Source organism: Curtobacterium sp. PhB172, assembly GCF_003752545.1.
Classification (GTDB): Bacteria; Actinomycetota; Actinomycetes; order Actinomycetales; family Microbacteriaceae; genus Curtobacterium.
In genome coordinates this window covers 455,160-481,213 of the sequence record NZ_RKIF01000005.1, presented here as the reverse complement: position 1 = coordinate 481,213, position 26,054 = coordinate 455,160, and the positions used below count along the sequence as shown (strand labels likewise).

Sequence of the window (26,054 nt, the reverse complement as noted above, 5' to 3'; positions counted from 1 at the left end):
GCCCGTCACGTCGGCGCCCGTAACGTGCGCGCTCACGCGGGCACCTCCGTGCGCTCGGTCGTCTGCCGGGCCGGCGCGCGGTGCGCGCCGTCGGGTGGGGTCGTGGACTGGTCCGTGGCGGGCAGACCGAACTCCTGGAAGGCGATCCGGGCCTCCAGGCCGTACACGGGGCGACCCGTGACGGACCGGATGATCGATGCGTTCCGCCACGCACCCATGCCGAGGTCGGGCGCGGTCAGGCCGTGCGTGTGCTCCTCGGCGTTCTGCACCCAGATGCGTCCGCCGAGCGTGTCGACGTGGTGATCGCGCGCGACGGCCAGGCGACCACGGGAGTCACGGGCGACGAGGTGCTCGACGGGGTCGAGGAACCGTGGCGTGCGCGGCGTGTAGCCGGTCGCCAGGACGAGCCGCTCGACCTCGTGCTCGTACGTCTCGCCGAGCTGCTCGTGGCGGAGCGTCAGCCGGTACGTCCCCCGGCCGGCGAGCCACTCGGCGTCGACGACACTCGTCTCGGTGCGCAGGGTCGTCGGGATCGGGCCTCGAGCGCTGATGCGGTAGAGCTGGTCGTAGAGCTCGTCGACGAGGTCCGCGCTGATGCCCTTGTAGAGCCCGCGCTGCTCGCGCCCGAGGCGGTCGCGCTCCCCCTCGGGCAGGCCGTGGAAGTGGTCCGTGTACTCCGGACTCGTCATCTCGAGCGTGAGCTTCGTGTCCTCCATCGGGAAGAACCGCGGCGACCGGGTGATCCAGTCGAGCCGGTAGTCGTCCTGGCGCAGGTCCTCGAGCAGCTCGCGGTAGACCTCGGCGGCGGACTGCCCGCTGCCGACCACCGCGATCGAGGCGGCGCTGCGGAGCGCATCGCGGTTCGGCAGGAACTCGGCGGAGTGGATGACCGGTCCGGCGATCCCGCGCAGCGGGGCGGGGACGGACGGCTCGGTGCCGATGCCGACCACGACGTGGCGTGCGCGGTACGTCTCGGGACCCTGATCGGTCTCGGCGTGCACCGTGAACACGTCCGTCGCCGGGTCGTGCTCGACTGCCGTGACGGACCGGCCCCACCGGAGGGTGTCGAGCCGGTCGGCGGCCCAGCGGCAGTAGGCGTCGTACTCGCTGCGCAGGGGGTGGAAGTCCTCGCGGATGTAGAACGGGTACAGGCGGCCGGTCTCCTTGAGCCAGGCGAGGAACGAGAACGGCGAGGTCGGGTCGGCCATCGTCACCAGGTCCGCCATGAAGGGCACCTGGATCGTGGCGTCGTCGAGCATCATGCCGTGGTGCCAGGCGAAGCCGTCGGCGGCGTCGAGGAACACCGCGTCGAGGTCGTCGATCGGGTCGGTGAGGCAGGCGAGGCCGAGGTTGAACGGGCCGATGCCGATGCCGATCAGGTCGTGGACGGGCTGCTCATCGTGGCTCATCGGATCGCTCCTTCCGGGGTGGTGGTGGCGGCTCGGACGCGCTCTGCCGTCGCGGCGACGTGCTCCAGCGACGCACGCATCTGCGCCGGGGTGGTCTCGGGGTTGAGCAGCGTCAGCTTGTTGCAGGGTCGGCCGTCGATCACGGTCTTCGCGATCAGGACCCGGCCCTCGGCGAGCAGCGCCGCACGGATCGGGGCGACGAGCGCGTCGGCCTGCTCGTCGGTCACCCCGGCCGGCTGCCAGCGGAAGAGCACGGTGCTGAGCTGCGTCGGCGCGACGAGCACCAGGTCGGGGTGCTCCTCGACGATCCGGTGGGTGGCGGCGGCGAGGTCGATGACGGCGTCGAATGCGGTGCCGATCGCGTCGGCCCCGGTCGCGCGCAGCGTGGCCCAGAGCTTCAGGGCGTCGAAGCGGCGGGTGGTCTGCAGCGACTTGTCGACCTGGTTCGGCTCGGCGGCGTCCTCGGGGTTGAGGTAGTCGGCGTACCAGGCCGTCCGGCGCAGGTCGGCCGGATCACGGACGAGCAGTGCACTCGAGGACACCGGCTGGAAGAAGGACTTGTGCAGATCCGTCGTCACGCTGCGCGCGCGCTCGATGCCGGCGAGCAGGTGCCGGCGCGTCGGGGACACGAGCAGTCCGCAGCCGTACGCGGCGTCCACGTGCAGCCAGACGTCGTCGAGGTCGCACACGTCGGCGATCGGCTCGATCGGGTCGATGACCCCGCGGTCGGTGGTGCCGGCGGTCGCGACGACCGCGATCGGGGTACGGCCCGCTGCCCGGGTCGCGGCGATCGCCTCCGCGAGGGCTGCCGGACGCATCCGGCCGGCGTGGTCCGTGGCGACGTCGACCACGGCCTCGAGCCCGAGGAGACGTGCCGACTTCGCGATGCTGAAGTGCGTCTCCGCCGTCGTGAACACGGTGCCGGCCACGCCGACGGCTTCGCGCGCCAGCAGCAGTGCCTGCAGGTTGGACTGCGATCCGCCCGAGGTGAACACCCCGTCGCCGGCAGCGAACCCGGCACGACGGGCCAGCCAGTCGACCACGTGGCGTTCGATGTCCGTGCCGATGCGGGACTGGTCCCAGGTGTCGACCGACGGGTTCACCGCGGCGAGGACGGACTCGGCGGCGACCGCGGGCAGCGCGACCGGGCAGTTCAGGTGTGCGAGGTAGCCGGGGTCGTGGAACCACACGGCCTCGCGGACGAACAGGTCGTCGAGTTCGGCGAGCGCCTGTTCCGTCCCGACGGGAGCGGCGTCCAGGTCGACCGCGCGCACCCGGTCGTGCAGCGCGTCCGGGGCGGTCGCGGTCGTCGGGCGGTCGACGGTGGCGAGTCGGTCGGCGAGCTGGTCCACCGTCGACCCGACGGTCGACCGGTAGCGCTCGGCGTTGGCAGTGGTCAGCAGTTCGATGGGCGTCACGTTAGGTAAGGCTAACCTCACCTGCTTTTCGGTGCCACCCGAACAGGGGTGGACTCCCAGGTCTCGGGCGTGGCGCGACGTCCTCGTGCCCACGACGAACGCACCCCGCCGGGGAACCGGCGGGGTGTACGGACGTTCAGCTGGCTCTGGCTAGAGCTTCTCGATCGGCGCGATCTTGATGAGCAGCTTCTTGCGGCCCGCGGAGTCGAACGCGATCTCGGCGATGCGCTTCGCGCCCTGACCGGTCACCGCCGAGACGGTGCCCTCGCCGAAGTCGACGTGCTTGATCCGGTCGCCGGCGACGAGTTCCATGTCGCCGTTGTCGCGCACCTGGCCGGACACCCGGTTCGCCCACTCGGTCTTCGGGCGGGTCTTCGACGCAGCGGCCGCGCGGTCGTACGAGCCACCACCCCAGCCACCACCGCCGCGGTAGCCGCCGCCACCTCCGCCGCCGATGCCGCCCTCGCGCTTCGCGTTCAGCGCACGGGGCTGCGTGCCACCACGGCTGTTCGCCATGCCCGGCGACTGCTTCCACTCGATGAGCCCCTCGGGGATCTCCTGCAGGAAGCGCGACGGCATGGCGACGTTGACGTCACCGAACTGGGCGCGGGTCATCGCCAGCGACAGGAACAGGACCTTCTTCGCGCGGGTGATGCCGACGTAGAACAGCCGGCGTTCCTCCGACGGACCACCCGGTTCGTTCGCGGACATCCGGTGCGGCAGCAGGTCTTCTTCGACCCCGGTCAGGAACACGGCCTCGTACTCCAGTCCCTTGGCCGTGTGCAGGGTCATGAGCGACACCGTGCCCGACGAGTCGTCGAGCTCGTCCGCCGCTGCGACCAACGAGACCTCGGTCAGGAAGTCCGTCAGCGTGCCCTCGGGGTTGTTCTTCTGGAACTCGCGCGTCACCGCCACGAGCTCGTCGATGTTGTCGGCCCGGGCGGCGTCCTGCGCGTCGGGCGACTTCCGCAGGTTCTCGAGCAGGTGGGAGCCGTCGAGCAGCTGGGTCAGGGTGTCGACGACCGGCTGCGTCGGGGCCTTCTCGGACACGGAGTCCAGCAACGCCGCGAACTCGGTGATGGCGTTCCGCACCTTCGGCCCGAAGCCGAGCTCACCCGCGTGCCGCAGGGCATCGCGCATCGTGGTCTCGTGCTCATCGGCGTAGCGCTGCAGGGTCGTCTCGGTGACGGAACCGATGCCGCGCTTCGGCACGTTGAGCACACGACGGAGCGCCATCGGGTCGGCGGGGTTCGCCACGGTGATCAGGTACGCCATGGCGTCCTTGATCTCGGCGCGCTCGTAGAACTTCGTGCCGCCGAGCACCCGGTACGGGATCGCGGCGCGGATGAAGATCTCCTCGAGCGCACGGGTCTGCGAGTTCGTTCGGTAGAACACCGCCATGTCGCGGTAGTCCATGCCGTCCTCGCGCAGGCGTTGGATCTCGTCGGCGACGAACTGGGCCTCGTCGTGGCCGGTGTACCCGGTGAAGCCGACGATCTTCTCGCCCGCGCCGACGTCGGTGAACAGGTTCTTCGCCTGACGGTCGAAGTTGTTCGCGATGACGGCGTTCGCGGCGTCGAGGATGGTCTGTGTCGAGCGGTAGTTCTGCTCGAGCAGGATCACCTTGGAGTTCGGGAAGTCGCGCTCGAACTCGACGATGTTGCGGATGTCGGCCCCGCGGAACGCGTAGATCGACTGGTCCGAGTCGCCCACGACGGTCAGGGACGCTCCGGCGATCGACCCGTCGCGCTCGCGCATGCGGGCGACGTGCTGGCCGGAGTCCTCGAGCTTGTCGACCTGCTCGACCGGCACCGGACGCGTGAGCTCGCGGATCAGGGAGTACTGCGCGTGGTTGGTGTCCTGGTACTCGTCGACCAGGATGAAGCGGAAACGCCGCTGGTAGAGCGCAGCGACCTCGGGGAACGCCCGGAACAGGAAGACGGTCTGCCCGATGAGGTCGTCGAAGTCGAAGGCGTTCGCCCGGCGCAGGTCGTTCGTGTACCGACGGAAGACCTCGGTGAACATGACTTCCTGCGGGTCGTTCACGTTGATGTTGCGTGCGTACGAGTCGATGTCCTGCAGCTCGTTCTTGAGCTTCGAGATCTTCGACGCCGCGGCGCCCACGGTGAGCCCGAGCGTGTCCGCCTCGAGGTCCTTGATGATCCGCTTCAGCAGCGCCTTGGAGTCGGCGGAGTCGTAGATCGTGAACGACTGCGCGAACCCGAACCGCTCCGCCTCGCGCCGGAGGATGCGCACGCACGCCGAGTGGAACGTCGAGATCCACATGCCGTCGGACTCGCCCCCCACCAGGGCCCGGACGCGCTCACGCATCTCGGCCGCGGCCTTGTTCGTGAAGGTGATCGCGAGGATCTGCGACGGCCAGGCTTCACGGTTGGCGAGCAGCAGCGCGATGCGGCGCGTGAGGACGCTCGTCTTGCCGGATCCGGCACCGGCCACGATCAGCAGGGACTCGCCGCGGTACTCGACGGCTTCCTTCTGCTGGGGGTTCAGACCCGCGGTGAACGGGTCTTCGTACGCACGGGCACCGGCGCCCGGCTCGGGCGTCGATTCGAAGGGGTCGAGCACGATCGTCATGTTCGGGACAGTCTAAGCGGGACCCCCGACAGCCGACCGGTCCGCCAGCGGCACGACAGTGTTCCCCTGCCTCACGGGCACGAGGGGGAGTTCGGCGGCCCCCCAATCGTTCGTGCCGAGGCGGAGCGTACTTCCGCTGCCGGGCGCGTAGATCCCGTACCGCGGTGCACCCGGCACCGGACTGAGGCCGGCGAAGGCCTGATTGCGGTCGACGACCACGTCGTTGCCCGCGGCGCGGACGTCGACAGCGCAGCGGTAGGCCTGGACTCCCGCTGGTCGCAGGTCGTCGATCGTGTTGTCGGTGACCCGTGCCTGGTCGTTGGAGTGCCAGAGCATGATCCCTCGGGCGCTGCCCTGCTCGATGCGGTTCCCCTCGATGACCAAGTCCTCGGTGAAGTAGGCGAGGACACCCGCCGTCTGTGCGTTCGCGTTCCCGTACCCCGAGATGGTGTTCCCACGAACCACCCCCGTCGCGCGTTCCGCCGTCGAGCCGAGTCCGACTCCGGCGCCCACGATGGTGATCCCTGCACGCATCGCGCTCGTGTCCGAGTAGTCCCCGGTCCAGGTCACCCTGTTCGCGAGGACCTGAGCGTCGAGTGGGGCCGCATCGGTCGGGCCGCCGCCCGTCCCCTTCAGCGGCACCAGCGCGATCCCGGTGGCGCAGTCCGTCGTGCGGTTGCCCGCGATCATGATCCGGACGCCCCCGTGGGTGTCGATGCCCTCCCAATGCGGGACGCTCCGGACGTCGTTGCCGACGATCGCGATGTCGGCGCACCTGGGCGCGTCCTTGATCGACTTGTTCGTGTCGCGGGTCGCGACGATCCCGTAGGAGTTGACGTAGTCCTGCTGGCGCACATTCGTGATCGTGCACCGGAGCACTCCGCCGCCGAGCACCGACAGCATCTGGACGCCGGCGTACGCCACGTCGGTGATCGACACGCCCGACAGCGTCAGCCCACGAACGTGCGAAGCACGGACGCCGGCGTAGGTGAAGCCGCGCAGGTCACCGCCCAGGATCTGCACACCCTCGAGCAGGTTGCCGGGCAACCCGGCGATCGAGATGGCGCTCGACCGGCTCGTGTCCTCACCGACGAGCGTGCTGCCCGGGCCCTCGACGCGAGGATCCAGAACGGTGACGCCGGAGGACGTGATCGTGATCCCTGACGCACCCGCCGGAGCGACGATCCTGCCCGACGAACTGAAAGACACGACGCCGGGTCGATCGATCACGATCGGCCCCTGCGCCGAGTCGATGACCCGATGCTCCGCGCCGCCAGCTGCGGCCGATGCGAACGCCGTCTCCCGGTTCCGGTCGATCAAGACCGCACTCGCGGCGGCGGTCATCAGGAAGCAGCGTCGATCCACGAATGTAGTACATCACACGATGACGGACCGGGCGAGGACCGCCAGGTCGGTGTGGTCCGCGAACACTCCGTCGAGGCCGGTCCGGATCACCGAGGTGTACCAGCGCTCCCAGTCGCCGAAGGCCGCGACGTCGCCACCGCGGCGCAGCGGCCCGGGCAGGAACCGGTTCTCCGGTCGGAGCGTCCACGTGTACACCGCGAGGCCCACGGCGTGCGCCCGGTCGACGATCGCGCTCCGGACCGGCGTCGGGTCCTCGAGCGCGACGCTGTCCACCCCGGCCATCAGCGTGCCGAGGTCGACGCTGATGCCGTGGAACTCGGTCGCGAACGACGCGAGCGCGTCCTCGGAACGCTCCGCGGCGTAGGTGGGGGCGAGCGATCCGTGGGACGCGACCTCGTCGGCGGCGCTGCCACGGGCCTCCTGGAGGTACACCAGCCGACCACCCGTGTGCCGCTCGCGCAGGTCGCGGAGCACGCCCTTCTCGAAGCTCTCGACCGTGAGCCGCTCGTCACGGCGCCACCCGGCGTCACCGAGCGCGCGGTCGACGAGTTCGTCCATCGGGAAGCCCGCGCGGCCGAAGAAGGCCGCGTGCTTGACCTCGGCGACCAGCCCGACCGGACGAGGCGCGGCGTCGAGGATCGCGAGCAGGTCCTCGAGGCGCAGGATCGGCTCCTCGCCGTCGTGCTCGGCCGACCCGGGCCGCAGCGCGGGCAGGCGTTCCCGGGTGCGGAGCGTCTGCAGCTCGGCCCAGGTGAAGTCCTCGGTGAACCAGCCGGTCAGGCTCTGGCCGTCGACGGTCTTCGTCGTGCGCAGGTGCCGGAACTCCGGGTGGTCCGCGACGTCGGTGGTGCCGGACACCTCGTTCTCGTGGCGGAGCACGAGCACGCCGTCCTTCGTGGGCACCAGGTCCGGCTCGATCGCGTCGGCACCGAGCTCGATGGCGAGTTCGTACGCGCTCCGCGAGTGCTCGGGGCGGTAGCCGGACGCACCGCGGTGGGCGATCACGAGGGTCATGGCGCGACCCTACTGGGCCAGGGTGACGGCGGACCGTCCTGTGTCGCGGGACACACGCGTCCGGCCGGAGCCCGTGCATCTCAGCATCGGCGCTGACCATCGCTGCATGACCGTCCGAGCGCTCTCCACCGCCGTCGAGGCCAGGATCGACCGTGCCGCCCGCCGACTGCTCGACGCCGGGCACCAGCCGCACCGGCCCGTCCGGCTGTTCGTCACCGAGTTCCTGGTGTTCGGTGCGAAGCAGGCGTGGGCGTGCGCGTTCGGGGCACTGCTGCTCGGTTCGATGGCCGTGGCCTCCGTGACCGTGCCGGCGACGTCCCGGAACGACGTGCTGACCGTCGTGGCGGTGCTGCTGCAGGTCGGCATGCTCGTGTTCGGGCTCGAGACCGTGCGGGAACTCCGGGTCGTGCTGCTCTTCCACGTCGTCGGCACCGCCATGGAGGTCTTCAAGACGCACATGGGCTCGTGGTCGTACGAACCCGGCGGGCTGTTCGTGATCGCCGGTGTCCCGCTGTTCTCCGGGTTCATGTACGGCGCGGTCGGGTCGTACATGGTCCGCGTGCACCGCCTGTTCGACCTGCGGTTCGACCGGTACCCGCGGCAGTGGCTGCTCGCCGTCGTCGCTGCCGGCGTGTACCTGAACTTCTTCGGGCACCACTTCCTGCCCGACGCCCGCTGGGTCTTGCTCGCACTCGTCGTGCTGCTCTTCGCCCGCACGACCATGCACGTCCGGATCCACCGAGCGACGATGCGCATGCCGGTGCTCGTCGCCATGGGACTCGTCGCCGTGTTCATCTGGTTCGCCGAGAACGTCGCGACCTGGGCCGGGGCGTGGAGCTACCCCGCGCAGCTCGCGGTCTGGCACCCGGTGGCCCCGACGAAGATCGTCGCGTGGTTCCTGCTCATGACGATCTCGGTGGCGCTCGTCACCTGGCTCTACCCGGCGCTGCCGTCGGGCTCGGCACGCTGGACGGCGGACTCTCGACGTCTTCGAGGCGTGCGTGCAGCGGGCGCCCATAGGCTGCCGTCGTCAGGGCCTCCGGGCCCGCGTCCGCTCGCCGCGAATCCTCAGCCTTCCGCGACCGAGCGCACCTAGGCTGAGAGGACTCATATCTCCTAGGAAGAGGACACCATGGCCTTCAAGCCCGGTTTCGACCAGTCCCCCGCCTTCAACGCCCAGGGAGCCAACACCTGGGGTGGGCGTGGCGCTGGTCAGCAGCAGGCCGGCTGGGGACAGACCCCGCAGCAGGCACAGGGCGGGATGACCCCCGAGCAGCTGCAGTACATGTACGACCGCCCGGCGGCATCGACGGTCGACACCGACCGCATGTCGTACGAGGACACCATCGTCAAGACGCTGCTCGCCTTCGGCGTGCTCGTCGTCGGTGCAGTGGCCGGTTGGAACCTGCCCCCGATCGTCTGGATCATCGGCGCCGTCGTCGGGTTCGTCCTGGCGCTCGTGAACATGTTCAAGAAGAAGCCCTCTCCGGGCCTCGTCCTGGCGTACTCGTTCGCCCAGGGTCTGTTCGTGGGTGGCATCTCCGGCGCGTACAACTCGATGTGGGGCGGCATCGTCACCCAGGCGGTGTTCGGCACGCTCGGTGTCTTCGCCGTGACGCTCGCGCTGTTCGCATCGGGTAAGGTCCGCGCCACACCGAAGGCCACGCGCTTCTTCCTCGTCGCGATGGTCGGGTACATGGTGTTCTCGCTCATCAACCTGGTCCTGATGTGGACCGGGGTGACGAACACCGCGTTCGGTGCCCTCGGGATCACCGTCTTCGGCATCCCGCTCGGCGTGATCATCGGCATCCTCGTCGTGGTCATGGCGGCGTACTCGCTGATCCTCGACTTCGACCAGATCCAGACCGGTGTCCGTCGTGGAGCTCCCCGCATCTACGCCTGGACCGCGGCGTTCGGCCTGATCATGACGATCGTCTGGCTGTACCTCGAGATCCTGCGCATCCTCGCCATCGTCGCGAGCAGCGCGCGCAACTAGTACCACCGCGTACACGAAGGGCCCCGGCGCTGCCGGGGCCCTTCGTCGTTCCCCAGGGTGCCGTGGGGCTGCTGGGCTGTGGGCTGTGCGGCTGTGGGGCTCGCCGTGCCCGCGGCGCCGAGGTTCCACGACATGCCGCGGGTGCAACGCCGAGGTTCCACAGGTGCCCCGGGGGAGGCTCGAGATGCCGAGATCTCGGAACCTCGGGGACGCCCGACGCGCCGCACGCACGCACGACGCACGCGCGCCCGGCCCCGGACGCGCGGAGGCCCGGCACGCAGGGCGTGCCGGGCCTCCGGTCGTTCAGGGGAGCGTCACTCCCACTCGATCGTCCCCGGCGGCTTCGACGTGACGTCGAGCACGACCCGGTTGACGTCGGGCACCTCGTTCGTGATGCGGTTCGAGATCTTCGCGAGCACGTCGTACGGCAGGCGCGTCCAGTCCGCGGTCATGGCGTCCTCGGACGAGACCGGACGGAGCACGATCGGGTGCCCGTACGTGCGGCCGTCGCCCTGGACACCCACGGAGCGGACGTCGGCGAGCAGGACGACCGGGCACTGCCAGATCTCCCCGTCGAGACCCGCTGCGGAGAGTTCCTCACGCGCGATCTTGTCGGCGGCGCGGAGCAGCTCGAGCCGCTGCTTGTCGACCGAACCCACGATGCGGATGCCGAGCCCCGGTCCGGGGAACGGCTGGCGGCCGACGATGACCTCGGGCAGGCCGAGCTCGCGACCGACGGCACGGACCTCGTCCTTGAAGAGCGCACGGAGCGGCTCGACGAGCTCGAAGGTCATGTCCTCGGGCAGGCCGCCCACGTTGTGGTGCGACTTGATGTTCGCGGTGCCCGCTCCGCCGCCGGACTCGACGACGTCGGGGTAGAGGGTGCCCTGCACGAGGAACTTGACCTCGCCGTCGTCACCGTCCCCGCGCGCCTCGAGCACGAGTGCCTCGGCCGCGGCCTCGAACGTGCGGATGAACTCGCGGCCGATGATCTTGCGCTTCTGCTCGGGGTCGCTCACACCGGCGAGGGCATCGAGGAACTGCTGCTCGGCGTCGATCGTGATGAGCCGGACACCGGTGGAGGCGACGTAGTCCTCTTCCACCTGCTTGCGCTCGTCGGCGCGGAGGAGCCCGTGATCGACGAAGACGCAGGTGAGCTGGTCACCGACGGCCTTGTGCACGATGGCTGCGGCGACGGCGGAGTCGACACCGCCGGACAGGCCGGCGATCACGCGGTTCGACCCGACCTGGGCCTGGATCCGGGCAACCTGCTCGTCGATGACGTTGCTCGAGTTCCAGTCGCCGGGCAGACCGGCGGCACGGTGCAGGAAGTTCTCGAGGACGGCCTGGCCGTGCTCGGAGTGCTTCACCTCGGGGTGCCACTGCACGCCGTAGAGCTTGCGCTCGTCGGACGCGAAGGCCGCGACGGGGGTCGACGCGCTCGACGCGAGGACCTCGAAGCCCTCGGGGGCCTTCGCCACGGAATCGCCGTGCGACATCCACGTGACCTGGGACCCGGGCTGCCCGCCGAGCAGGACACTGTCGGTGCCGCTGACGTCGACGGACGTCGCGCCGTACTCACGCAGGCCGGTGTTCGCGACCTCGCCACCGAGGGCGGTCGCCATGGCCTGGAAGCCGTAGCAGATGCCGAGCACGGGGACGCCGAGGTCGAGGATGTCGCCGTCGAGGGACGGCGCACCTTCTTCGTACACGGACGACGGCCCACCGGACAGCACGATGGCTGCGGGGTCCTTCGCGCGGATCTCCTCCGCCGTGATGGAGTGCGGGACGATCTCGCTGTAGACGTTCGCTTCACGGACCCGACGCGCGATGAGCTGCGCGTACTGGGCCCCGAAGTCGACGACGAGGACGGGACGCTGTTCGGTCTCGCTCACCGAGCGGCCTCCTTCTCACGCTGCTGGGCAGCGATCAGCTCGTGGTAGGTGTCCATGGCCTTCTGCTGCATGCGGTGTTCGACCACGAAGGACATGAACGGGATGATGCCACCGAGGGCGATGAGCAGGAAGCGGGAGGGCTTCCAGCGCATGATGCTCCACAGACGGAAGTCCGTGAAGAGGTAGAGGACGTACAGCCAGCCGTGCGCGATGAGGATCGCGATCGACAGGTTGAACGTGCCGGGTGCTTCACCGGCCGTGCCGTTCGGCACGAAGAACGGGCCGTTGCCGAGCTGCATCTCGAGCTGGAGCGGCGTGTACTTGATGATGACCTCGATCACGAGGGCCAGCAGCAGCACACCGGTGATGTACGCGGAGACGCGGTACCACTTCACCGCACCCGGGATCTTCGGGATGTCGCGGGTTCGGACGGTCAAGGCCATGACGACCAGCCTACCGTCGGTCCGCGAGGGCCCCGTCGACGCTGAGGGCAGCCTCACGCCGCTCCTCTTCCTCGCGCTCCCAGGCGTCCTTCACGAACCGGTACCAGAGGAACACCGCGAAGCCGGCGAAGACGACCCATTCGATCGCGTAGAACAGGTTCAGCCAGTCGAACTGGACCTCGCGCGACGGCGCCCGGTCGGCGATGGTGCCGAGGTCGGCGGCCTGCGCGGTGGCACCGTCGGCGACGACGTACCCGAGGTACATCCGGTCGTCGAACGCCTTCCACGTGTTCACGAAGCGCGCGGGTGCCACGGCGGAGTACTCCGCCTGCTTGTAGGTGTCCTGGTCCGGCGACTCGGCGGGGTAGTACCGGCCCTGCACCGTGAGCGTCTGCCCGTCCGTCAGGCGGTCACCACCGGCGACGGCGGCCGACCGTTGGTCGGACCACCCGATGACGACCGGGAGGCTCGCCCCACCATCCGAGTCCACCAAGTGCCCCACGGTCTGGTACGTCCCACCCCCGGTGCGGCCGGTCAGGATCGTGGTGTCGCCGGCGACGAACGTGCCGGTGACGGTGACCTTCTGGCCGGCGATGGTCTCGCTCGCGGGTTCTTCCGGGGCGGTGACCGCCTCGAGCGTCTTGCGGGTCTCGGTGGTCGCCGGCAGCGGCTTGCCGTTGGCGATGCTCCGCTCCAACTGCCACTTGCCCAGCCCGGCGAACACCGCTGCCAGCACGAGCGCCAGCAACAGCAGCGCGATCCACCTCGGTCGTCGGGCAACGGCCCACATCTGTATCAGTACTCCGGATCGCGCTGTCGGACCGGACGCTCAGGGCGCTCGGTGGGGATCTCGACGGGCGACGTGACGGGTTCGTCGGTCGCCTCCGGTGACCCATTCTCCTGCTCGTCCCTGCCAGCGGCCTCCACGAGCGCGAACTCCTCTGCGAACTGGCGGTCCCGCTCGGCACGGCGGACCGCCGCGGCGGACGCGGCTTCGGCTTCCTCGGCCTCTGCTGCCTCGGCGGCGGCAGCCGCTGCGACCGCTCGGCGGCCACCGAGTCGTCCGCGCAGGCGGGCGAGGCGGGCGGGGCGCACCACGAGGCGGCCGATCCGCTCCGAGTTCACCGCGAGCAGCGGCCCGAGGATCGCCATGACGAGGACGTAGAGGCCCGCGAACGCGGTGATCCGGGATTCCAGTCCGGCGGCAGCCGAGAGCGTCGCGAGGATCAGCGCGAACTCGCCACGGTTCACCAGGATGACGGCGGTGTTGATCCCCTGCTGGACGTTGAAGCCGTTCATGCGCGCGACGATCTGCCCGGCGATCGCGTTGAGCACGACCGTCATGCCGATCGCACCGAGGACCGGCCAGAGCACCTCGCCGAAGGTCGACAGGTCGAGGCCGAGTCCGAAGTTCACGAAGAAGAACGCGGCGAAGACGTCGCGCATCGGCAGGGCGAGCTGTTCGATGCGGTCGCGGTACCGGGTGGCACCGCAGAGCAGACCGATGACGAACGCACCGATGGCGTCGGTCACGCCGAGCAGGTCGCCGATGCCACCGAACATCACGGCGAGCCCGAAGAACAGCACCGTGAACAGTTCGTCGTCCCGCGTCGCGAAGATCTTCGACACCCACTTGCCGGCGAACCGGGCGAGCGTGAACATCACGATGAGGAAGCCGAACGCGAGCGCGAGCTTGCCGACGACGGCCCAGGCATTGGTGTCGCCGGACAGCACGACCGAGACGATCGCCAGGTAGACGGCGATGAAGACGTCCTCGATGACCGTGACGCCCAGGATCATCGGGGTCTCGTCGTTCGCGAGTCGCCGCAGCTCGATGAGGAGCTTCGTGACGATCGCGCTCGACGAGGTGGCCGTCATGCCGGCGATGATCAGGGCTTCCCGGGTGCCCCAGCCGAGCGAGAACCCGAACGCGAACCCGACGCCCATGTTGATGACGACGTAGGTGCCGCCCGACACCAGGAGCTTGCCGGCGTTGCCGTAGAACTCCTCTTGGTCGAACTCCAACCCGAGGTTGAACAGCAGCAGGATGAGCCCGAACGTCGCGATGAGCTCGATCGTGTGCGACTCGACGTTCAGGCCGATCCACGGCGTGTGCGGGCTCGCGATGAGCCCGACGATCATGTAGATCGGGATCGCCGGCAGACCGATGGTCTTGCCGAGCCGCCCGAGCACGTAGGCGATGACGAACAGCACACCGATGGTGAGCAGTTCACCGCCCAGGTGCATGCGCTAGCTCTTCCGCGGGGCCTCGGCCGATGCGGCCGCAAGCTCTCCGCTGCGGTAGAAGGAGAAGGCCTTGGCGACCTTCTCGGGGGAACCGGCGACGACGATGGTGTCACCGGGGAAGACGACGAAGTCCGGCGAGGGTGCCGGGTTGGCGCTGTCGCCACGGACGACGGCCACGACGGTCAGGCCGATGAAGCCGGAGTCGTGCAGGTCGCCGAGCGGCTTGCCGGCGATCGCGTCGTCGTAGTCGACCGAGAACCAGTCGATGGACAGACCGGGGATCTCGTCGAGCTTGTCGAGGCCCTCGGTGATCCGGGTGCCGCCCAGCAGTTCGGCGAGGGTGTGCGCCTCGTCCTCGCTGAGGCGCAGCGAGACCTTCTCGGACTTGTCCGCGCCGTCGGAGACGTCGGCGAACGAGATGAGGTCGGAGTGACCCGACCGGTGCGTGATGACACCGCACTTGCCACCGTCGTCGGTGTAGAAGCTGTGCAGCACGCCGACTCCGGGGAGTTTGACGCGATGGACGTCGACCATGATGGCTCCCTTTTCGAGTACGCCCATGCTAACCACCGCACGGCCCCGCGCATTCCGGTCGCTACTGTTCTGTGGATGGGGAGAACTCGGATCGTCGTCGGGGTCGTCGGGACGCTGGTCGTCACGCTGTACGCGGGGTTGCTGGCGCTCAACGCGCTCGTGCTCGATCCGCTCAGTGCGGTGCCGGGGCAGTCGCTCGGTGCGATCTACGGCCACCTCGACGCGCAGGGGTTCCAGGTGCGGACCGACGTCGTGGCCGTGCTCGTCATCGCGGCGGTCGGCATCGCGTTGGCGGTCACGGTCCTGATCGTGACGCTGGTCCGGCGGACGACGGCGCACGTCGCCGCCGCCTGGCTGCTGGCGATCGTGGCCGCCGGTGCCGTCCAGGTGTTCGGTTCCGGTTTCCAGCTCGGGATGGACGTGGCCGACGGCTACGGCATCGGCGGCGAGGACCACACCATCTGGGCCGGTGTCCTCTACTTCGCCAGCCTCGTCGCGCTGCTCGCGATCCCGGTCGTGCTCGTCGTCGGCGAGCGACGCCGTGGCCGCACCGTGTCGGGGACGCTGGCCGTCTGACGGACGCGCCACGGGCCTCCCGTCCGCTCCGCCGTCTGCCTGGAGGCGCGGGTTGCCCCCGCAACACGCCGGCGTCTCGTCGAGACGCCCCGTCCACCGCGAGACGCCGCCGAATCCGGCGGCGTCTTGCCGACCAGGCGGCGCCGGAGCAACACGACGGCGTCTTGAGCCACCAGCGGACGCCGTCGTCTCGGTGACACGACGGCGTCTGCTGGCCGCGCTACTCCGGCTCGCTCGTCTTCTCCCCCACCACCTGCTCGTCGGACGCCTTCGCGCCCTCGGCACCGCTGCTGCGGCCGCCGCCCACGACGACGTCGTCCTCGTCGAAGCCGAACGCGATGTCCGGTGCCTCGAGCCGCACACGGTCCGCGCTCTCGTCGTCGGGCTGCAGCTGCGACTCGCGTTCCGCAGCCACACGCTTCAGGTAGTTCGACACCTCGTGCTCGGTGGTCTCCTGGTCCCAGCCGAGCACGTCGGCCATGAGCTTCGCGGCGACCGGGGCCGCCGACTCGCCGCGGTCCCAGGCCTCGATCGAGATGCGGGTGCGGCGGGCGAGGACGTCCTCCAGGTGCAGGGCCCCCTCGTGCGAGGCGGCGTAGACGACCTCGGCACCGATGTAGTCGTCGGCTCCCGGCAGCGGCTCGGCCAGGGCGGGGTCCTGCTCGACGAGCTGCAGCACCTCGGTGGCCAGGGTGCCGTAGCGGTTCAGCAGGTGCTCGATGCGGACCTTGTGCACGTTGAAGCTGCGGGCGGTCCGTGCGCGACGGTTCCACGCGGCCGGGTAGCCCTCGGCCCCGAGCAGCGGGATGTCCTCGGTCGTCGACGCCGGGATCTTGCCGTCCATCGCAGCGACGGCCTCGTCGATGGCGTCCTTGCCCATCACCCGGTAGGTCGTCCACTTGCCGCCGGCGACCACGACGAGTCCGGGCACCGTGTGCGCCACCACGTGCTCGCGGCTCAGCTTCGAGGTCTGGTCGGACTCCCCCGCCAGCAGGGGACGGAGTCCGGCGTAGACGCCCTCGACGTCCTCACGGGTGAGCGGGACGCGCAGCACCTTGTTGACGTGCTCGAGGATGTAGTCGATGTCGGCCGCGGTCGCCGCCGGGTGCGCCTTGTCGAGGTACCAGTCGGTGTCGGTCGTGCCGACCAGCCAGTGCCGGCCCCACGGGATCACGAACAGCACGCTCTTCTCGGTGCGCAGGATCATGCCCATGTTCGACTGGAACCGGTCGCGCGGGATGACCAGGTGCACGCCCTTCGACGCCCGCACCTTGAACTGCCCGCGGGTGCCGATCATCGCCTGGGTGTCGTCCGTCCAGACGCCCGTGGCGTTCACGACCTGCTTCGCGCGGATCTCGAACCGCTCGCCGGTCTGGATGTCGTGGGCCTGGGCGCCGACCACGCGCTCCCCCACCTTGATGAAGCCCTCGATCCGGATGCGGCTCGCGGCGTGCGCACCGTAGGACGCCGCCGTGCGGACGAGCGAGGCCACGTAGCGGGCGTCGTCGACCTGGGCGTCGTAGTAGGTCATGCCGCCGACGAAGGCGTCCTTCTTGAGCGACGGCATCGAGCGGAGCACCTGCGTGCGGCTGAGGTGCCGGTGGTGCGGGACCCCGGGTGGACGACCGCCGGACCAACTGAAGGCGTCGTACATCGCCATGCCGATGCCGATGTAGAACCGCTCCCACACGCGGTGGTTGAGCGGGTAGAGGAAGCGCACCGGCTTCACCAGGTGCGGGGCGATCCGCTGCAGCAGCAGGCCGCGTTCGATGAGGGCCTCGCGCACGAGCCCGAAGTTCAACTGCTCCAGGTAGCGGATGCCACCGTGCACGAGCTTCGACGAACGGCTCGACGTGCCGGAACCCCAGTCACGAGCCTCGACGATGCCGACGGTCAGGCCACGGGTGACGGCGTCGAGCGCACTGCCCGCACCGACGATGCCGCCGCCCACGACCAGGACGTCGAGCTCCTTCGTCTTGAGGGTCTCGATCGCCGCCGCGCGTTCGTCGGGGCCGAGCTTGGCCGCGGGGTCGAACCCCGCCCCCGGCACGACGTCGCCAGGACGTCCGGCCGAACTGGTCTGCTTCGTGGTGCTGGACTTCGCCATCGTCGCCTCCGGGTCACGGTCGGCGCCGAAGCGTCACCCGCGTCGGTGCGCGGGTGCCACCAGGATCACTGGTGGTACGGCGCCACGACCACTTCTACTCGCTGGAACTCCTTGACGTCGGAGTATCCGGTCGTCGCCATCGAGCGGCGCAGCGCACCGACGAGGTTGGCGCGGCCGTCGAACGTCGGGGTCGGACCGTTCAGCACGTTCTCGAGCGGGGCGATCGTGCCCACCTCGACCCGGCGGCCGCGGGGCAGCTCCGGGTGGTGCGCCTCGGCACCCCAGTGGAAGCCGCCACCCGGTGCCTCGGTGGCGCGGGCGAGCGCGGTGCCGAGCATGACGGCGTCCGCACCGACCGCGATCGCCTTGACGATGTCGCCGGCGGTGTCGAGACCGCCGTCGGCGATGACGTGCACGTAGCGGCCACCCGACTCGTCGAGGTAGTCACGACGCGCACCCGCGACGTCGGCGACCGCGGTGGCCATCGGCGCGTGGATGCCCAGCGCGGCACGCGTGGTGGACGCAGCGCCGCCGCCGAAGCCGACGAGGACACCGGCAGCACCCGTGCGCATGAGGTGCAGCGCCGACGTGTACGTCGAGGCACCGCCCACGATCACCGGGACGTCGAGCTCGTAGATGAACTTCTTGAGGTTGAGGGGCTCTTCGTTCTGCGACACGTGCTCGGCCGAGACCGTCGTGCCGCGGATGACGAACAGGTCGACACCGGCGTCGACGACCGTCTTCGAGAACTCCTGCGTGCGCTGCGGGCTGAGCGAGCCGGCGACCGGCACCCCGGCGGCACGGATCTCGGCCAGGCGCGCGGTGATCAGCTCCGGCTTGATCGGCTCGGAGTAGATCTCCTGCATGCGCTTCGTGACGTTGCCGTCGGTGAGCGACTTGATCTCGTCGTAGTAGGGCGTCGGGTCCTCGTAGCGGGTCCACAGCCCCTCGAGGTCGAGCACGCCCAGGATGCCGAGCTTGCCCATCTGGATGACCGTGGCCGGCGAGGACACGGAGTCCATCGGCGCGGAGAGGATCGGCGACGCGAAGGTGAACGCGTCGATCGACCACTGCACGCTGACGTCGCGCGGATCACGCGTGCGCCTGGAGGGGACCACCGCGATGTCGTCGAACGCGTACGCCCGACGTCCGCGCTTGCCTGCACCGATCTCGACTTCGCTCACCCGGCAAGCCTACCGGGCAGGTCCGGGGGCGTGCACGGACCGGACGGTGCGGACCGCGGCAGGGGCCGCGGGGCGGCGGGGGCCGCGGGGCGGCGGGGGCCGCGGGGCGGCGGGGGCCGCGGGGCGGCGGGGGCCGCGGGGCGGCGGGGGCCGCGGGGCGGCGGGGGCCGCGGGGCGGCGGGCCGCGCGGTCAGCGGGGGCGGCGGGGGCGGCGGGGGCGGCGGGGCGCGCGGTCAGCGCGGGCGGCGCGGGGTCCGGCGTCGCTTGCGGAGCACCCGCAGCACGAAGCCGAGCAGGAGCGCGAGCACCACGAGGACGACGAGGAGCGCAGCCGCCACCTTCACGAGCAGCGCCGCACCGACGAACAGCGCGATGAAGACCACCCACACCAGGGCGTCCATCGCGCCCGCCGACAGTCTCTGCACCTGCGGAACGATACCGACCCGGCGGACGCGGGGCGGGCCTCCCGTCCGGGGCGCGCACGACGCCAGACGCCGTCGTCAACGCAGGACGCCGCTACGCCATCACGACGCCGCCGGATTCGGAGGCGTCTCGACGGGTGCAAGGCGTCGACGGAACACGACGGCGTCTTGCGACCAGCCGACGCGGAGCCAGCCGACCCTGCGCAGCCGACCCTGCGCAGCCGACCCCGCGCCCACGCCCGCCGACCCCGTGCCACGGTGCCCGACGTGCAGGAGCGGGGCCGTGCGGCGCGAAGCGACCACGCACGGCCCCACCCGTCGCGGATACCACCCCCACAGCGGTACCCGCAGTCGACACAGCGCGCTAGCGCCCTGCGTCGACGTCCTTGGCGAGCGTCCCGAGGTACAGCTCGATGACCTTCGGGTCGTCCGCGAGTTCCTTCCCCGTGCCCGAGTACGCGTTCCTCCCCTGGTCGAGCACGTACCCACGATCGCAGATCTGCAGACAGCGTCGCGCGTTCTGCTCCACCATGACGATCGACACACCGGCCTTGTTGATCCGGCGGGTTCGCAGGAACGTCTCGTCCTGGCGCACCGGGGACAGTCCGGCGCTCGGCTCGTCGAGCAGCAGCACCTTCGGGTCCATCATGAGCGCACGTGCCATGGCGACCGACTGCCGCTCGCCGCCGGACAGGGATCCCGCCCGCTGACCGCGGCGCTGCGCGAGCACCGGGAACAGGTCGTAGATGACCTCGAGGCGCTCGGCGAACTTGCGGGGCCGCAGGTACAGGCCCATCTGCAGGTTCTCCTCGATGGACAGCGACGGGAACACGTTGTTCGTCTGCGGGACGAAGCCGACGCCGGCCTGCACGAGCTTGTTCGCCTTGAGGTTCGTGATGTCCTCACCCTGCAGCGTGACCGACCCCTCGCGGATCGACACGAGACCGAACAGGGCCTTGAGCAGCGTGGACTTGCCCGCGCCGTTCGGCCCGATGATCCCGATCAGCTCGCCGGGGTAGCAGTCCAGGTCGCAGCCGTTCAGGATGTTCACCCCCGGCAGGTAGCCGGCGACGAGGTTCTTCGCGCTCAGCACCGGCTCGCGTTCCAGCGTGGCGGTGCTCGCCTTCGGCGCTTCCGGACTGGAGGCGCTGCTCGCGTTCGTGGGGTCGACTGCGTCCGTCATCGGGTCTTCTCCTCTGCTGCTGCGTCCGCCGCGTCTTCTTCCGCGACTTCCTCCGCCAGTTCCTCGAAGGTCTCCTCGGTGAGGAGCGAGTCGTCACCCAGGTCGGTGTCGTGGTGCGCACCCAGGTACGCGTCGATGACCGCCTGGTCGTCCATCACGGTGTCCGCCGGCCCCTCGGCGACGACCTTGCCCTCGGCCATCACGACCACCCAGTCCGAGATGTGCCGGACCATGTGCATGTCGTGCTCGACGAACAGCACGGTCATGCCGTCGTCGCGCAGGGACTGGATGTGCCCGAGCAGCGACTGCGTCAGCGCGGGGTTCACGCCCGCCATCGGCTCGTCGAGCATGATCATCGTCGGGTCGGACATCAGTGCCCTGGCCATCTCGAGGAGCTTCCGCTGGCCGCCGGACAGCGACCCGGCGTAGTCGTCCGCCTTGTCGTCGAGCTTGAAGCGGGCGAGGAGGTCCTCGGCCTTCGCGGTGATCTCCCGCTCGCGCTTCGCCCACACCGGCTTGATCAGCGCGGCGAAGAAGTTCTCGCCGGGCTGGTCGCGGGCGCCGAGCAGCATGTTCTGCATCACGGTGAGCCGCGACAACGCCTTCGTCAGCTGGAAGGTACGGACCATGCCGCGGTTGGCGATGTGGGTCGCGCTGGTCTTCTGCAGCGTGGCACCGTTGAACTGCGTCCTGGCACCGGGGCTGGGCTTGTCGAAGCCGGTCAGCAGGTTGAAGAAGGTGGTCTTGCCGGCGCCGTTCGGGCCGATCAGGGCCGTGATGGAGCCGCGCTGGACCTCGAGGTGGTCGACGTCCACGGCGGTCATGCCGCCGAAGTGCCGGGTGACGCCGTCGACCGTCAGGATCGGGTCGGCCTTCGTGTAGCCGTAGGTCTCAGACACTGAACGTCAGCTCCTTCTTGTTGCCGAGCAGGCCCTGTGGTCGGAACACGATCAGGAGCATGAGCGCGACGCCGACGAGCACGTACGAGAACTGCTCGGCCTGCTGGGCGTTCATGATCGAGTCGGGGATGAAGTCGCCGGCCAGGGTGCGGATGAAGAGCCGGACGACGAAGAACAGCACCGCGCCGAGCACCGGTCCGAACACCGTCGCGGCACCACCGAGGATGAGCGCCGTCCAGATGAAGAACGTCATCGAGCGGCCCATGGCGTCCGGTTGCACCGAACTCGGCAGGACGTAGATGATCCCCGCCAGCGCTCCGAGCGCACCACCGAAGACGAGCGCCTGCATCTTGTACGAGTACACGTTCTTGCCGAGGGAGCGGACGGCGTCCTCGTCCTCGCGGATCGCCTTCAGGACACGGCCCCAGGGGCTGCGCATGAGCAGGAAGAGCACGAAGGTGAACAGCGCGACGAGGGCCCAGGCGGCGATGCGGATCCACCAGCCGTTGACGCCGTTGTTCGCGTAGGTGAACCAGAGGATGGTCGTGGTGCCGTCCGGAAGCGGGCTCAGGGCGGTGAACGGGTCGCGGTAGCTCGACCCGGTGATGCCGTTGGAGCCACCCGTCGTCGTGGTCAGCAGGCTGGATCGGCCGACCATGCGGATGATCTCGGCGCCGGAGATCGTCACGATCGCCAGGTAGTCGCCGCGGAGCCGCAACGTCGGGACGCCGAGGATGATCGCGAACACGATGGCGACGAGCAGGGCGATGAGCACGGCCATCACGAACGGCAGCCCGTTCGTGATCGAGATCGCGAAGCCGTAGGCGCCGAGCAGCAGGAACGCCGCCTGCCCCATGTTCACGAGCCCGGTCAGGCCGAAGTGCACGTTCAGTCCGATGGCCGCCAGGGCGAACGCCGCCGTGGTCGGGGCGAGGGCCTCCTGGGTGAGCGAGGACAGCAGGTTGAGGATGTAGTCCATGCGCGTGCTCCCTTAGCCGACCCGCTCGGCGCGGCCGAAGATGCCCTGCGGCCGGAACAGCAGGATGAGGATGAGGATGACGAGGGCGGTGGCGTACTTGAAGTCACCGGGGAGCACGAGGTTCGTGAGCTCGACGACGACGCCGATGATCATCGACCCCACCAGCGCGCCGTACGCCGTGCCGAGACCGCCGAGGGTCACCGAGGCGAACATGAGCAGGAGCAGCTGCAGGCCGGTCTGCCAGTTCACGCCGTTCAGCACCAGGCCGAGCATCACGCCGGACAGGCCGGCGAGACCGGCGGCGAGCGTCCACACGAAGCGGATGACCCGGTCGACGTCGATGCCGGACGCCGCGGCGAGCGCCGGGTTGTCCGACACCGCCCGGGTGGCCCGGCCGAAGCGGGTCTTCGCCAGGAACAGGCCGGTGGCGATCAGGACGACCAGCGCGATGCCCATCGCCACGTAGGACTGCACCGTGAGCGTGACCCCGGCGAACCGGACGGTCTCGGGGTTGCCCTGCTGGATCCGGACGGTCGCGGCGCCGAAGAAGTACTGGAACGCGTACTGGGCGGCGATCGACAGTCCGATCGTCACGATCATGAGCTGCGTGAGGCTGATCCGCTTGCGCCGCAGGGGCCGCCAGATCCCGGCGTCCTGCAGGTACCCGGTCGCCGCGCACAGCAGCGTGACGACGATGCCGGTCACCCAGATGTTCCAGCCGAGCTGGTTCGCGAACACGTAGGCCAGCAGCCCGCCGAGGGTGACCTGCTCACCGTGCGAGAAGCTCGACAGCCCCGTCGTGCCGTAGATGAGCGAGAGGCCGATCGACGCCAGCGCGATGAGCAGACCGAGTCGGATCCCCGAGGCGAACTGCTGCCAGGCTCGCTGCGGGCTGACGCTCGACGAGTCGGTCGTGGTCGTGGCGCCCTTCTGGTCGGACAGCTGGAAGATCTGCCCGACGTTGGCGTTCAGGGTCGCCTGGACCTTGCGCTCCGCGTCCGCCGCGTTCGTCAGGTACTGGCCCTTCGGCAGGGTGTCCTGGTCGACGCTCACCGTGTACTCGCCGGCCGTGTCGACCGTGACGGACCAGCGGCCGTCGGCGTTCGTGGTGGCGGTCTCGTCGAAGCCGCTCGGGCCGGTCACGTCGACGTCGACGCCCTCGGCCGGTTCACGTTCGGAGTCGGTGATCGTGCCCTGGATGCACCCGTTGTCGGGGCTGACGGTGCACGCCTGGCTGGTGGCAGGCGCCGAGGTGGCGCTGAACGCCGGCAGGGTGACCGCCCAGTCGATCAGGAAGGTCGCCAGGAACGCGGCGACGAGCACGGCCGCGAGGACCGGTCGTCGCCGGGCCTGGCGGAGGCGGAACAGGCGCGGCTGCGCCCGTCCCGGAGGAGTGATGGATCCCACGGAAGAGCCTCTCGTTCGGATGTCGAGTGACGCTATGGGGATTGTGTGACACCCGTGTTTCCAACTCGTTCCCGCTGTGAGTCGTCGCGCAACCGTGACCTGTGTGGAGGAGTACCGCGATCCGTTCCCCCAGGCGGAACGCGGAATAGCGAGAGGGCCCACGCGCGTTACCATGTCCTATCCGGAACCCGCCGTTGCGTTCTCGGTGTCTCGACCACTTCACTCGCCCACGAAGGGGACCCATGGACCAGCCGGATCCGTTCGGATTCATCGGACTCACGTACGACGACGTCATGCTCCTGCCGGGGCACACCGACGTCATCCCGAGCGAGGCGTCCACCGCGTCCCGGCTCACCAGGCGGATCTCCGTCAACGTCCCGCTGCTCTCCGCAGCGATGGACACCGTCACCGAAGCCCGCATGGCCATCGCCATGGCACGGCAGGGTGGCATCGGGATCCTGCACCGCAACCTCTCCATCGAGGACCAGGCCGCCTACGTCGACAAGGTCAAGCGCTCCGAGTCGGGCATGATCACCAACCCGGTGACCACCACCCCGGACGCCACCGTGGCCGAGGTCGACGCGATCTGCGGACAGTTCCGCGTCTCCGGCCTGCCCGTGGTCGAAGCGGACGGCACCCTCGTCGGCATCATCACCAACCGCGACATGCGGTTCGTGGCGACGTTCGAGCAGTCGACCACCTTCGTGCGCGACGTCATGACCAAGGCGCCGCTGATCACCGCGATGGAGGGCATCGACCCCGAAGAAGCCATCGCGATCTTCGCGCAGCACAAGATCGAGAAGCTCCCGCTGGTGGACGCCGAGGGCAAGCTCCGCGGCCTCATCACCGTCAAGGACTTCGACAAGAGCGAGCAGTACCCGGACGCCACCAAGGACGACGAGGGCCGACTGCGCGTCGGTGCCGCGATCGGCTTCTTCGGCGACGCCTGGCAGCGTGCCGAGGCCCTGCGTGACGCGGGCGTCGACGTGCTCGTGGTCGACACCGCCAACGGCGAGAGCGAAGGCGTGCTGGACATGGTGCGCCGCCTCAAGGCCGACCCGTCCTTCGCGGACATCGACGTCATCGGCGGCAACGTCGCGACGCGTGCCGGTGCGCAGGCGCTCATCGACGCCGGTGTCGACGCCGTCAAGGTCGGTGTCGGACCCGGCTCGATCTGCACCACCCGCGTCGTCGCCGGCGTCGGCGTCCCGCAGGTCACCGCCGTGTACGAGGCGTCCCTCGCTGCGCGCGAGGCCGGCGTGCCGATCATCGCCGACGGCGGTCTGCAGTACTCGGGCGACATCGCCAAGGCCCTGGTGGCCGGTGCCGACACCGTCATGCTCGGTTCGCTGCTGGCCGGCACGGACGAGTCCCCCGGCGACCTGGTCTTCGTGGGCGGCAAGCAGTTCAAGGCGTACCGCGGGATGGGCTCCCTGGGCGCACTGCAGACCCGCGGCAAGAAGACCTCGTACTCGAAGGACCGCTACTTCCAGGCCGACGTCCCCAACGACGACAAGCTGATCCCCGAGGGCATCGAGGGCCAGGTGCCCTACCGCGGCTCGGTCGGCAACGTCGTCTACCAGCTCACCGGTGGACTCCGGCAGTCGATGTTCTACGTCGGCGGCCGCACGATCCCGGAGCTCAAGGCCCGCGGCAAGTTCGTCCGCATCACGGCTGCCGGGCTCAAGGAGTCGCACCCGCACGACGTCCAGATGGTCGTCGAGGCGCCGAACTACCGCAGCTGAGCCGACTGCACCCCGAACGCCCCGCTCCCCACCGGAGCGGGGCGTTCGTCGTCTGCCGGCAGTAGTGTCGCGGCATGGTCAGCGCCGTCTCCCACACCACGATCGACTGCCGTGACGCCTTCGCCCTGTCGGAGTGGTGGAAGCAGGTCCTCGGCTACGTCGACATCGCCGACGACCCGAACGGCCCCGGGCACGAGGAGTGCATGATCACCGCCCCCGACGGCTCGCACCAGGTGCTGTTCATCCAGGTGCCCGAGGCGAAGTCCGTGAAGAACCGGATCCACTTCGACCTGCGTCCCACCGACCGCACGCGCGATGCCGAGGTCGAGCGGCTGCGGGGCATCGGCGCGACCGAACTCGCGGACCTCCGACACGACGACGGCGGGTGGGTCGTGTTCGCCGATCCGGAGGGCAACGAGTTCTGCGTGCTGCGTTCCGCGGCTGAACTCGACGCCTGACACACGGGCTGCTCGGATCGCCGATCCCTGATCCTCCGCACAGAAACGATCACGGCTCGGTAACGAAACACTTTCCGTACCGCCCCGTCACACGGGCGAAACACCGGGACCCTACGTTTCTCGACATCCAGTGGAGGCGCCGCGTTCGACCCGAAGCGGCACGGCCTCCGCGCAGAGA

At 69.6% G+C, this 26,054-nt stretch carries 22 protein-coding genes; 5 read left to right on the top strand and 17 right to left on the bottom strand.

Annotation, left to right across the window (positions count from 1 at the left end; genetic code table 11):
• Window positions 1-32: 32 nt before the first annotated feature.
• The 5 genes from EDF42_RS03380 to EDF42_RS03360 form a co-directional block, all read right to left on the bottom strand.
• Window positions 33-1,409 (bottom strand): lysine N(6)-hydroxylase/L-ornithine N(5)-oxygenase family protein, encoded by a 1,377-nt coding sequence (locus EDF42_RS03380; protein WP_123671448.1) that lies wholly within the window; start codon window positions 1,407-1,409, stop codon window positions 33-35.
• Complete coding sequence (locus EDF42_RS03375; protein WP_123671447.1) at window positions 1,406-2,827, bottom strand: pyridoxal-dependent decarboxylase; 1,422 nt, start codon at window positions 2,825-2,827, stop codon at window positions 1,406-1,408. Before EDF42_RS03375 ends, EDF42_RS03380 begins: the two co-directional genes overlap by 4 nt.
• 150 nt (window positions 2,828-2,977) lie before the next feature.
• Complete coding sequence (locus EDF42_RS03370; RefSeq protein WP_123293192.1) at window positions 2,978-5,422, bottom strand: ATP-dependent helicase; 2,445 nt, start codon at window positions 5,420-5,422, stop codon at window positions 2,978-2,980.
• Window positions 5,423-5,434: 12 nt separating this feature from the next.
• Complete coding sequence (locus tag EDF42_RS03365) at window positions 5,435-6,766, bottom strand: right-handed parallel beta-helix repeat-containing protein (protein ID WP_123671446.1); 1,332 nt, start codon at window positions 6,764-6,766, stop codon at window positions 5,435-5,437.
• Between the two features lie 33 nt (window positions 6,767-6,799).
• A complete protein-coding gene (locus tag EDF42_RS03360; protein ID WP_123671445.1) occupies window positions 6,800-7,801 on the bottom strand; it encodes a glycerophosphodiester phosphodiesterase family protein in 1,002 nt (333 codons plus the stop codon).
• A gap of 106 nt (window positions 7,802-7,907) precedes the next feature.
• Here EDF42_RS03360 and EDF42_RS03355 point away from each other — a divergent pair, with 106 nt between their 5' ends.
• Together EDF42_RS03355 and EDF42_RS03350 are read left to right on the top strand one after the other, a co-directional pair.
• Complete coding sequence (locus EDF42_RS03355) at window positions 7,908-8,897, top strand: DUF817 domain-containing protein (protein WP_123671444.1); 990 nt, start codon at window positions 7,908-7,910, stop codon at window positions 8,895-8,897.
• Window positions 8,898-8,933: 36 nt separating this feature from the next.
• Window positions 8,934-9,797 carry a Bax inhibitor-1/YccA family protein gene (locus EDF42_RS03350; RefSeq protein ID WP_123339495.1) on the top strand — a complete coding sequence of 288 codons (864 nt, stop codon included), beginning with the start codon at window positions 8,934-8,936 and terminating at the stop codon, window positions 9,795-9,797.
• A 314-nt stretch (window positions 9,798-10,111) separates the two neighbouring features.
• On the opposite strand, the gene guaA is transcribed toward EDF42_RS03350, so the two are convergent.
• The 5 genes from guaA to EDF42_RS03325 are packed head-to-tail and all read right to left on the bottom strand — an operon-like array spanning window position 10,112 to window position 14,916.
• The gene (guaA, locus tag EDF42_RS03345; RefSeq protein ID WP_111083415.1) at window positions 10,112-11,692 is read right to left on the bottom strand and encodes a glutamine-hydrolyzing GMP synthase; all 1,581 of its coding nucleotides are present in this window, start codon (window positions 11,690-11,692) and stop codon (window positions 10,112-10,114) included.
• Entirely contained in the window at window positions 11,689-12,135 is a 447-nt protein-coding gene (locus EDF42_RS03340) for a DUF3817 domain-containing protein (protein WP_111083416.1), read from the bottom strand. The genes guaA and EDF42_RS03340 overlap by 4 nt, the downstream gene beginning before the upstream one ends.
• Window positions 12,136-12,145: 10 nt before the next feature.
• Complete coding sequence (locus EDF42_RS03335; protein WP_123671443.1) at window positions 12,146-12,925, bottom strand: SURF1 family cytochrome oxidase biogenesis protein; 780 nt, start codon at window positions 12,923-12,925, stop codon at window positions 12,146-12,148.
• A gap of 5 nt (window positions 12,926-12,930) precedes the next feature.
• A complete protein-coding gene (locus tag EDF42_RS03330; RefSeq protein ID WP_123671442.1) occupies window positions 12,931-14,382 on the bottom strand; it encodes a cation:proton antiporter in 1,452 nt (483 codons plus the stop codon).
• 3 nt (window positions 14,383-14,385) lie between these two features.
• Window positions 14,386-14,916 (bottom strand): cation:proton antiporter regulatory subunit, encoded by a 531-nt coding sequence (locus tag EDF42_RS03325; protein WP_071260110.1) that lies wholly within the window; start codon window positions 14,914-14,916, stop codon window positions 14,386-14,388.
• A 75-nt stretch (window positions 14,917-14,991) separates the two neighbouring features.
• Between EDF42_RS03325 and EDF42_RS03320 the strand changes: the two genes are divergently transcribed.
• On the top strand, window positions 14,992-15,492 hold the full coding sequence (locus tag EDF42_RS03320; protein WP_123671441.1) for a hypothetical protein: 501 nt from the start codon (window positions 14,992-14,994) through the stop codon (window positions 15,490-15,492).
• Window positions 15,493-15,712: 220 nt separating this feature from the next.
• On the opposite strand, the gene EDF42_RS03315 is transcribed toward EDF42_RS03320, so the two are convergent.
• The 7 genes from EDF42_RS03315 to EDF42_RS03290 all read right to left on the bottom strand — a co-directional run bounded on the left by EDF42_RS03315 (window position 15,713) and on the right by EDF42_RS03290 (window position 23,673).
• The gene (locus tag EDF42_RS03315) at window positions 15,713-17,599 is read right to left on the bottom strand and encodes a glycerol-3-phosphate dehydrogenase/oxidase (protein WP_123293182.1); all 1,887 of its coding nucleotides are present in this window, start codon (window positions 17,597-17,599) and stop codon (window positions 15,713-15,715) included.
• A 65-nt stretch (window positions 17,600-17,664) separates the two neighbouring features.
• On the bottom strand, window positions 17,665-18,783 hold the full coding sequence (locus tag EDF42_RS03310) for a GuaB3 family IMP dehydrogenase-related protein (RefSeq protein WP_123339491.1): 1,119 nt from the start codon (window positions 18,781-18,783) through the stop codon (window positions 17,665-17,667).
• 233 nt (window positions 18,784-19,016) lie between these two features.
• Window positions 19,017-19,208 carry a hypothetical protein gene (locus EDF42_RS18605; protein ID WP_123936942.1) on the bottom strand — a complete coding sequence of 64 codons (192 nt, stop codon included), beginning with the start codon at window positions 19,206-19,208 and terminating at the stop codon, window positions 19,017-19,019.
• Window positions 19,209-19,569: 361 nt separating this feature from the next.
• On the bottom strand, window positions 19,570-20,388 hold the full coding sequence (locus EDF42_RS03305) for an ABC transporter ATP-binding protein (RefSeq protein ID WP_123293180.1): 819 nt from the start codon (window positions 20,386-20,388) through the stop codon (window positions 19,570-19,572).
• On the bottom strand, window positions 20,385-21,287 hold the full coding sequence (locus EDF42_RS03300) for an ABC transporter ATP-binding protein (protein ID WP_123293178.1): 903 nt from the start codon (window positions 21,285-21,287) through the stop codon (window positions 20,385-20,387). The genes EDF42_RS03305 and EDF42_RS03300 overlap by 4 nt, the downstream gene beginning before the upstream one ends.
• Window positions 21,280-22,266, bottom strand: a complete 987-nt coding sequence (locus EDF42_RS03295) for a branched-chain amino acid ABC transporter permease (RefSeq protein ID WP_123293176.1) — start codon at window positions 22,264-22,266, stop codon at window positions 21,280-21,282. Before EDF42_RS03295 ends, EDF42_RS03300 begins: the two co-directional genes overlap by 8 nt.
• A 12-nt stretch (window positions 22,267-22,278) precedes the next feature.
• Entirely contained in the window at window positions 22,279-23,673 is a 1,395-nt protein-coding gene (locus EDF42_RS03290) for a branched-chain amino acid ABC transporter permease (protein WP_260212655.1), read from the bottom strand.
• 242 nt (window positions 23,674-23,915) lie between these two features.
• Here EDF42_RS03290 and guaB point away from each other — a divergent pair, with 242 nt between their 5' ends.
• Entirely contained in the window at window positions 23,916-25,418 is a 1,503-nt protein-coding gene (guaB, locus tag EDF42_RS03285) for an IMP dehydrogenase (RefSeq protein ID WP_123293173.1), read from the top strand.
• A 74-nt stretch (window positions 25,419-25,492) separates the two neighbouring features.
• Window positions 25,493-25,876: a VOC family protein gene (locus tag EDF42_RS03280; RefSeq protein WP_123671440.1), complete on the top strand. Its 384-nt coding sequence runs from the start codon at window positions 25,493-25,495 to the stop codon at window positions 25,874-25,876.
• Window positions 25,877-26,054 lie beyond the last annotated feature (178 nt).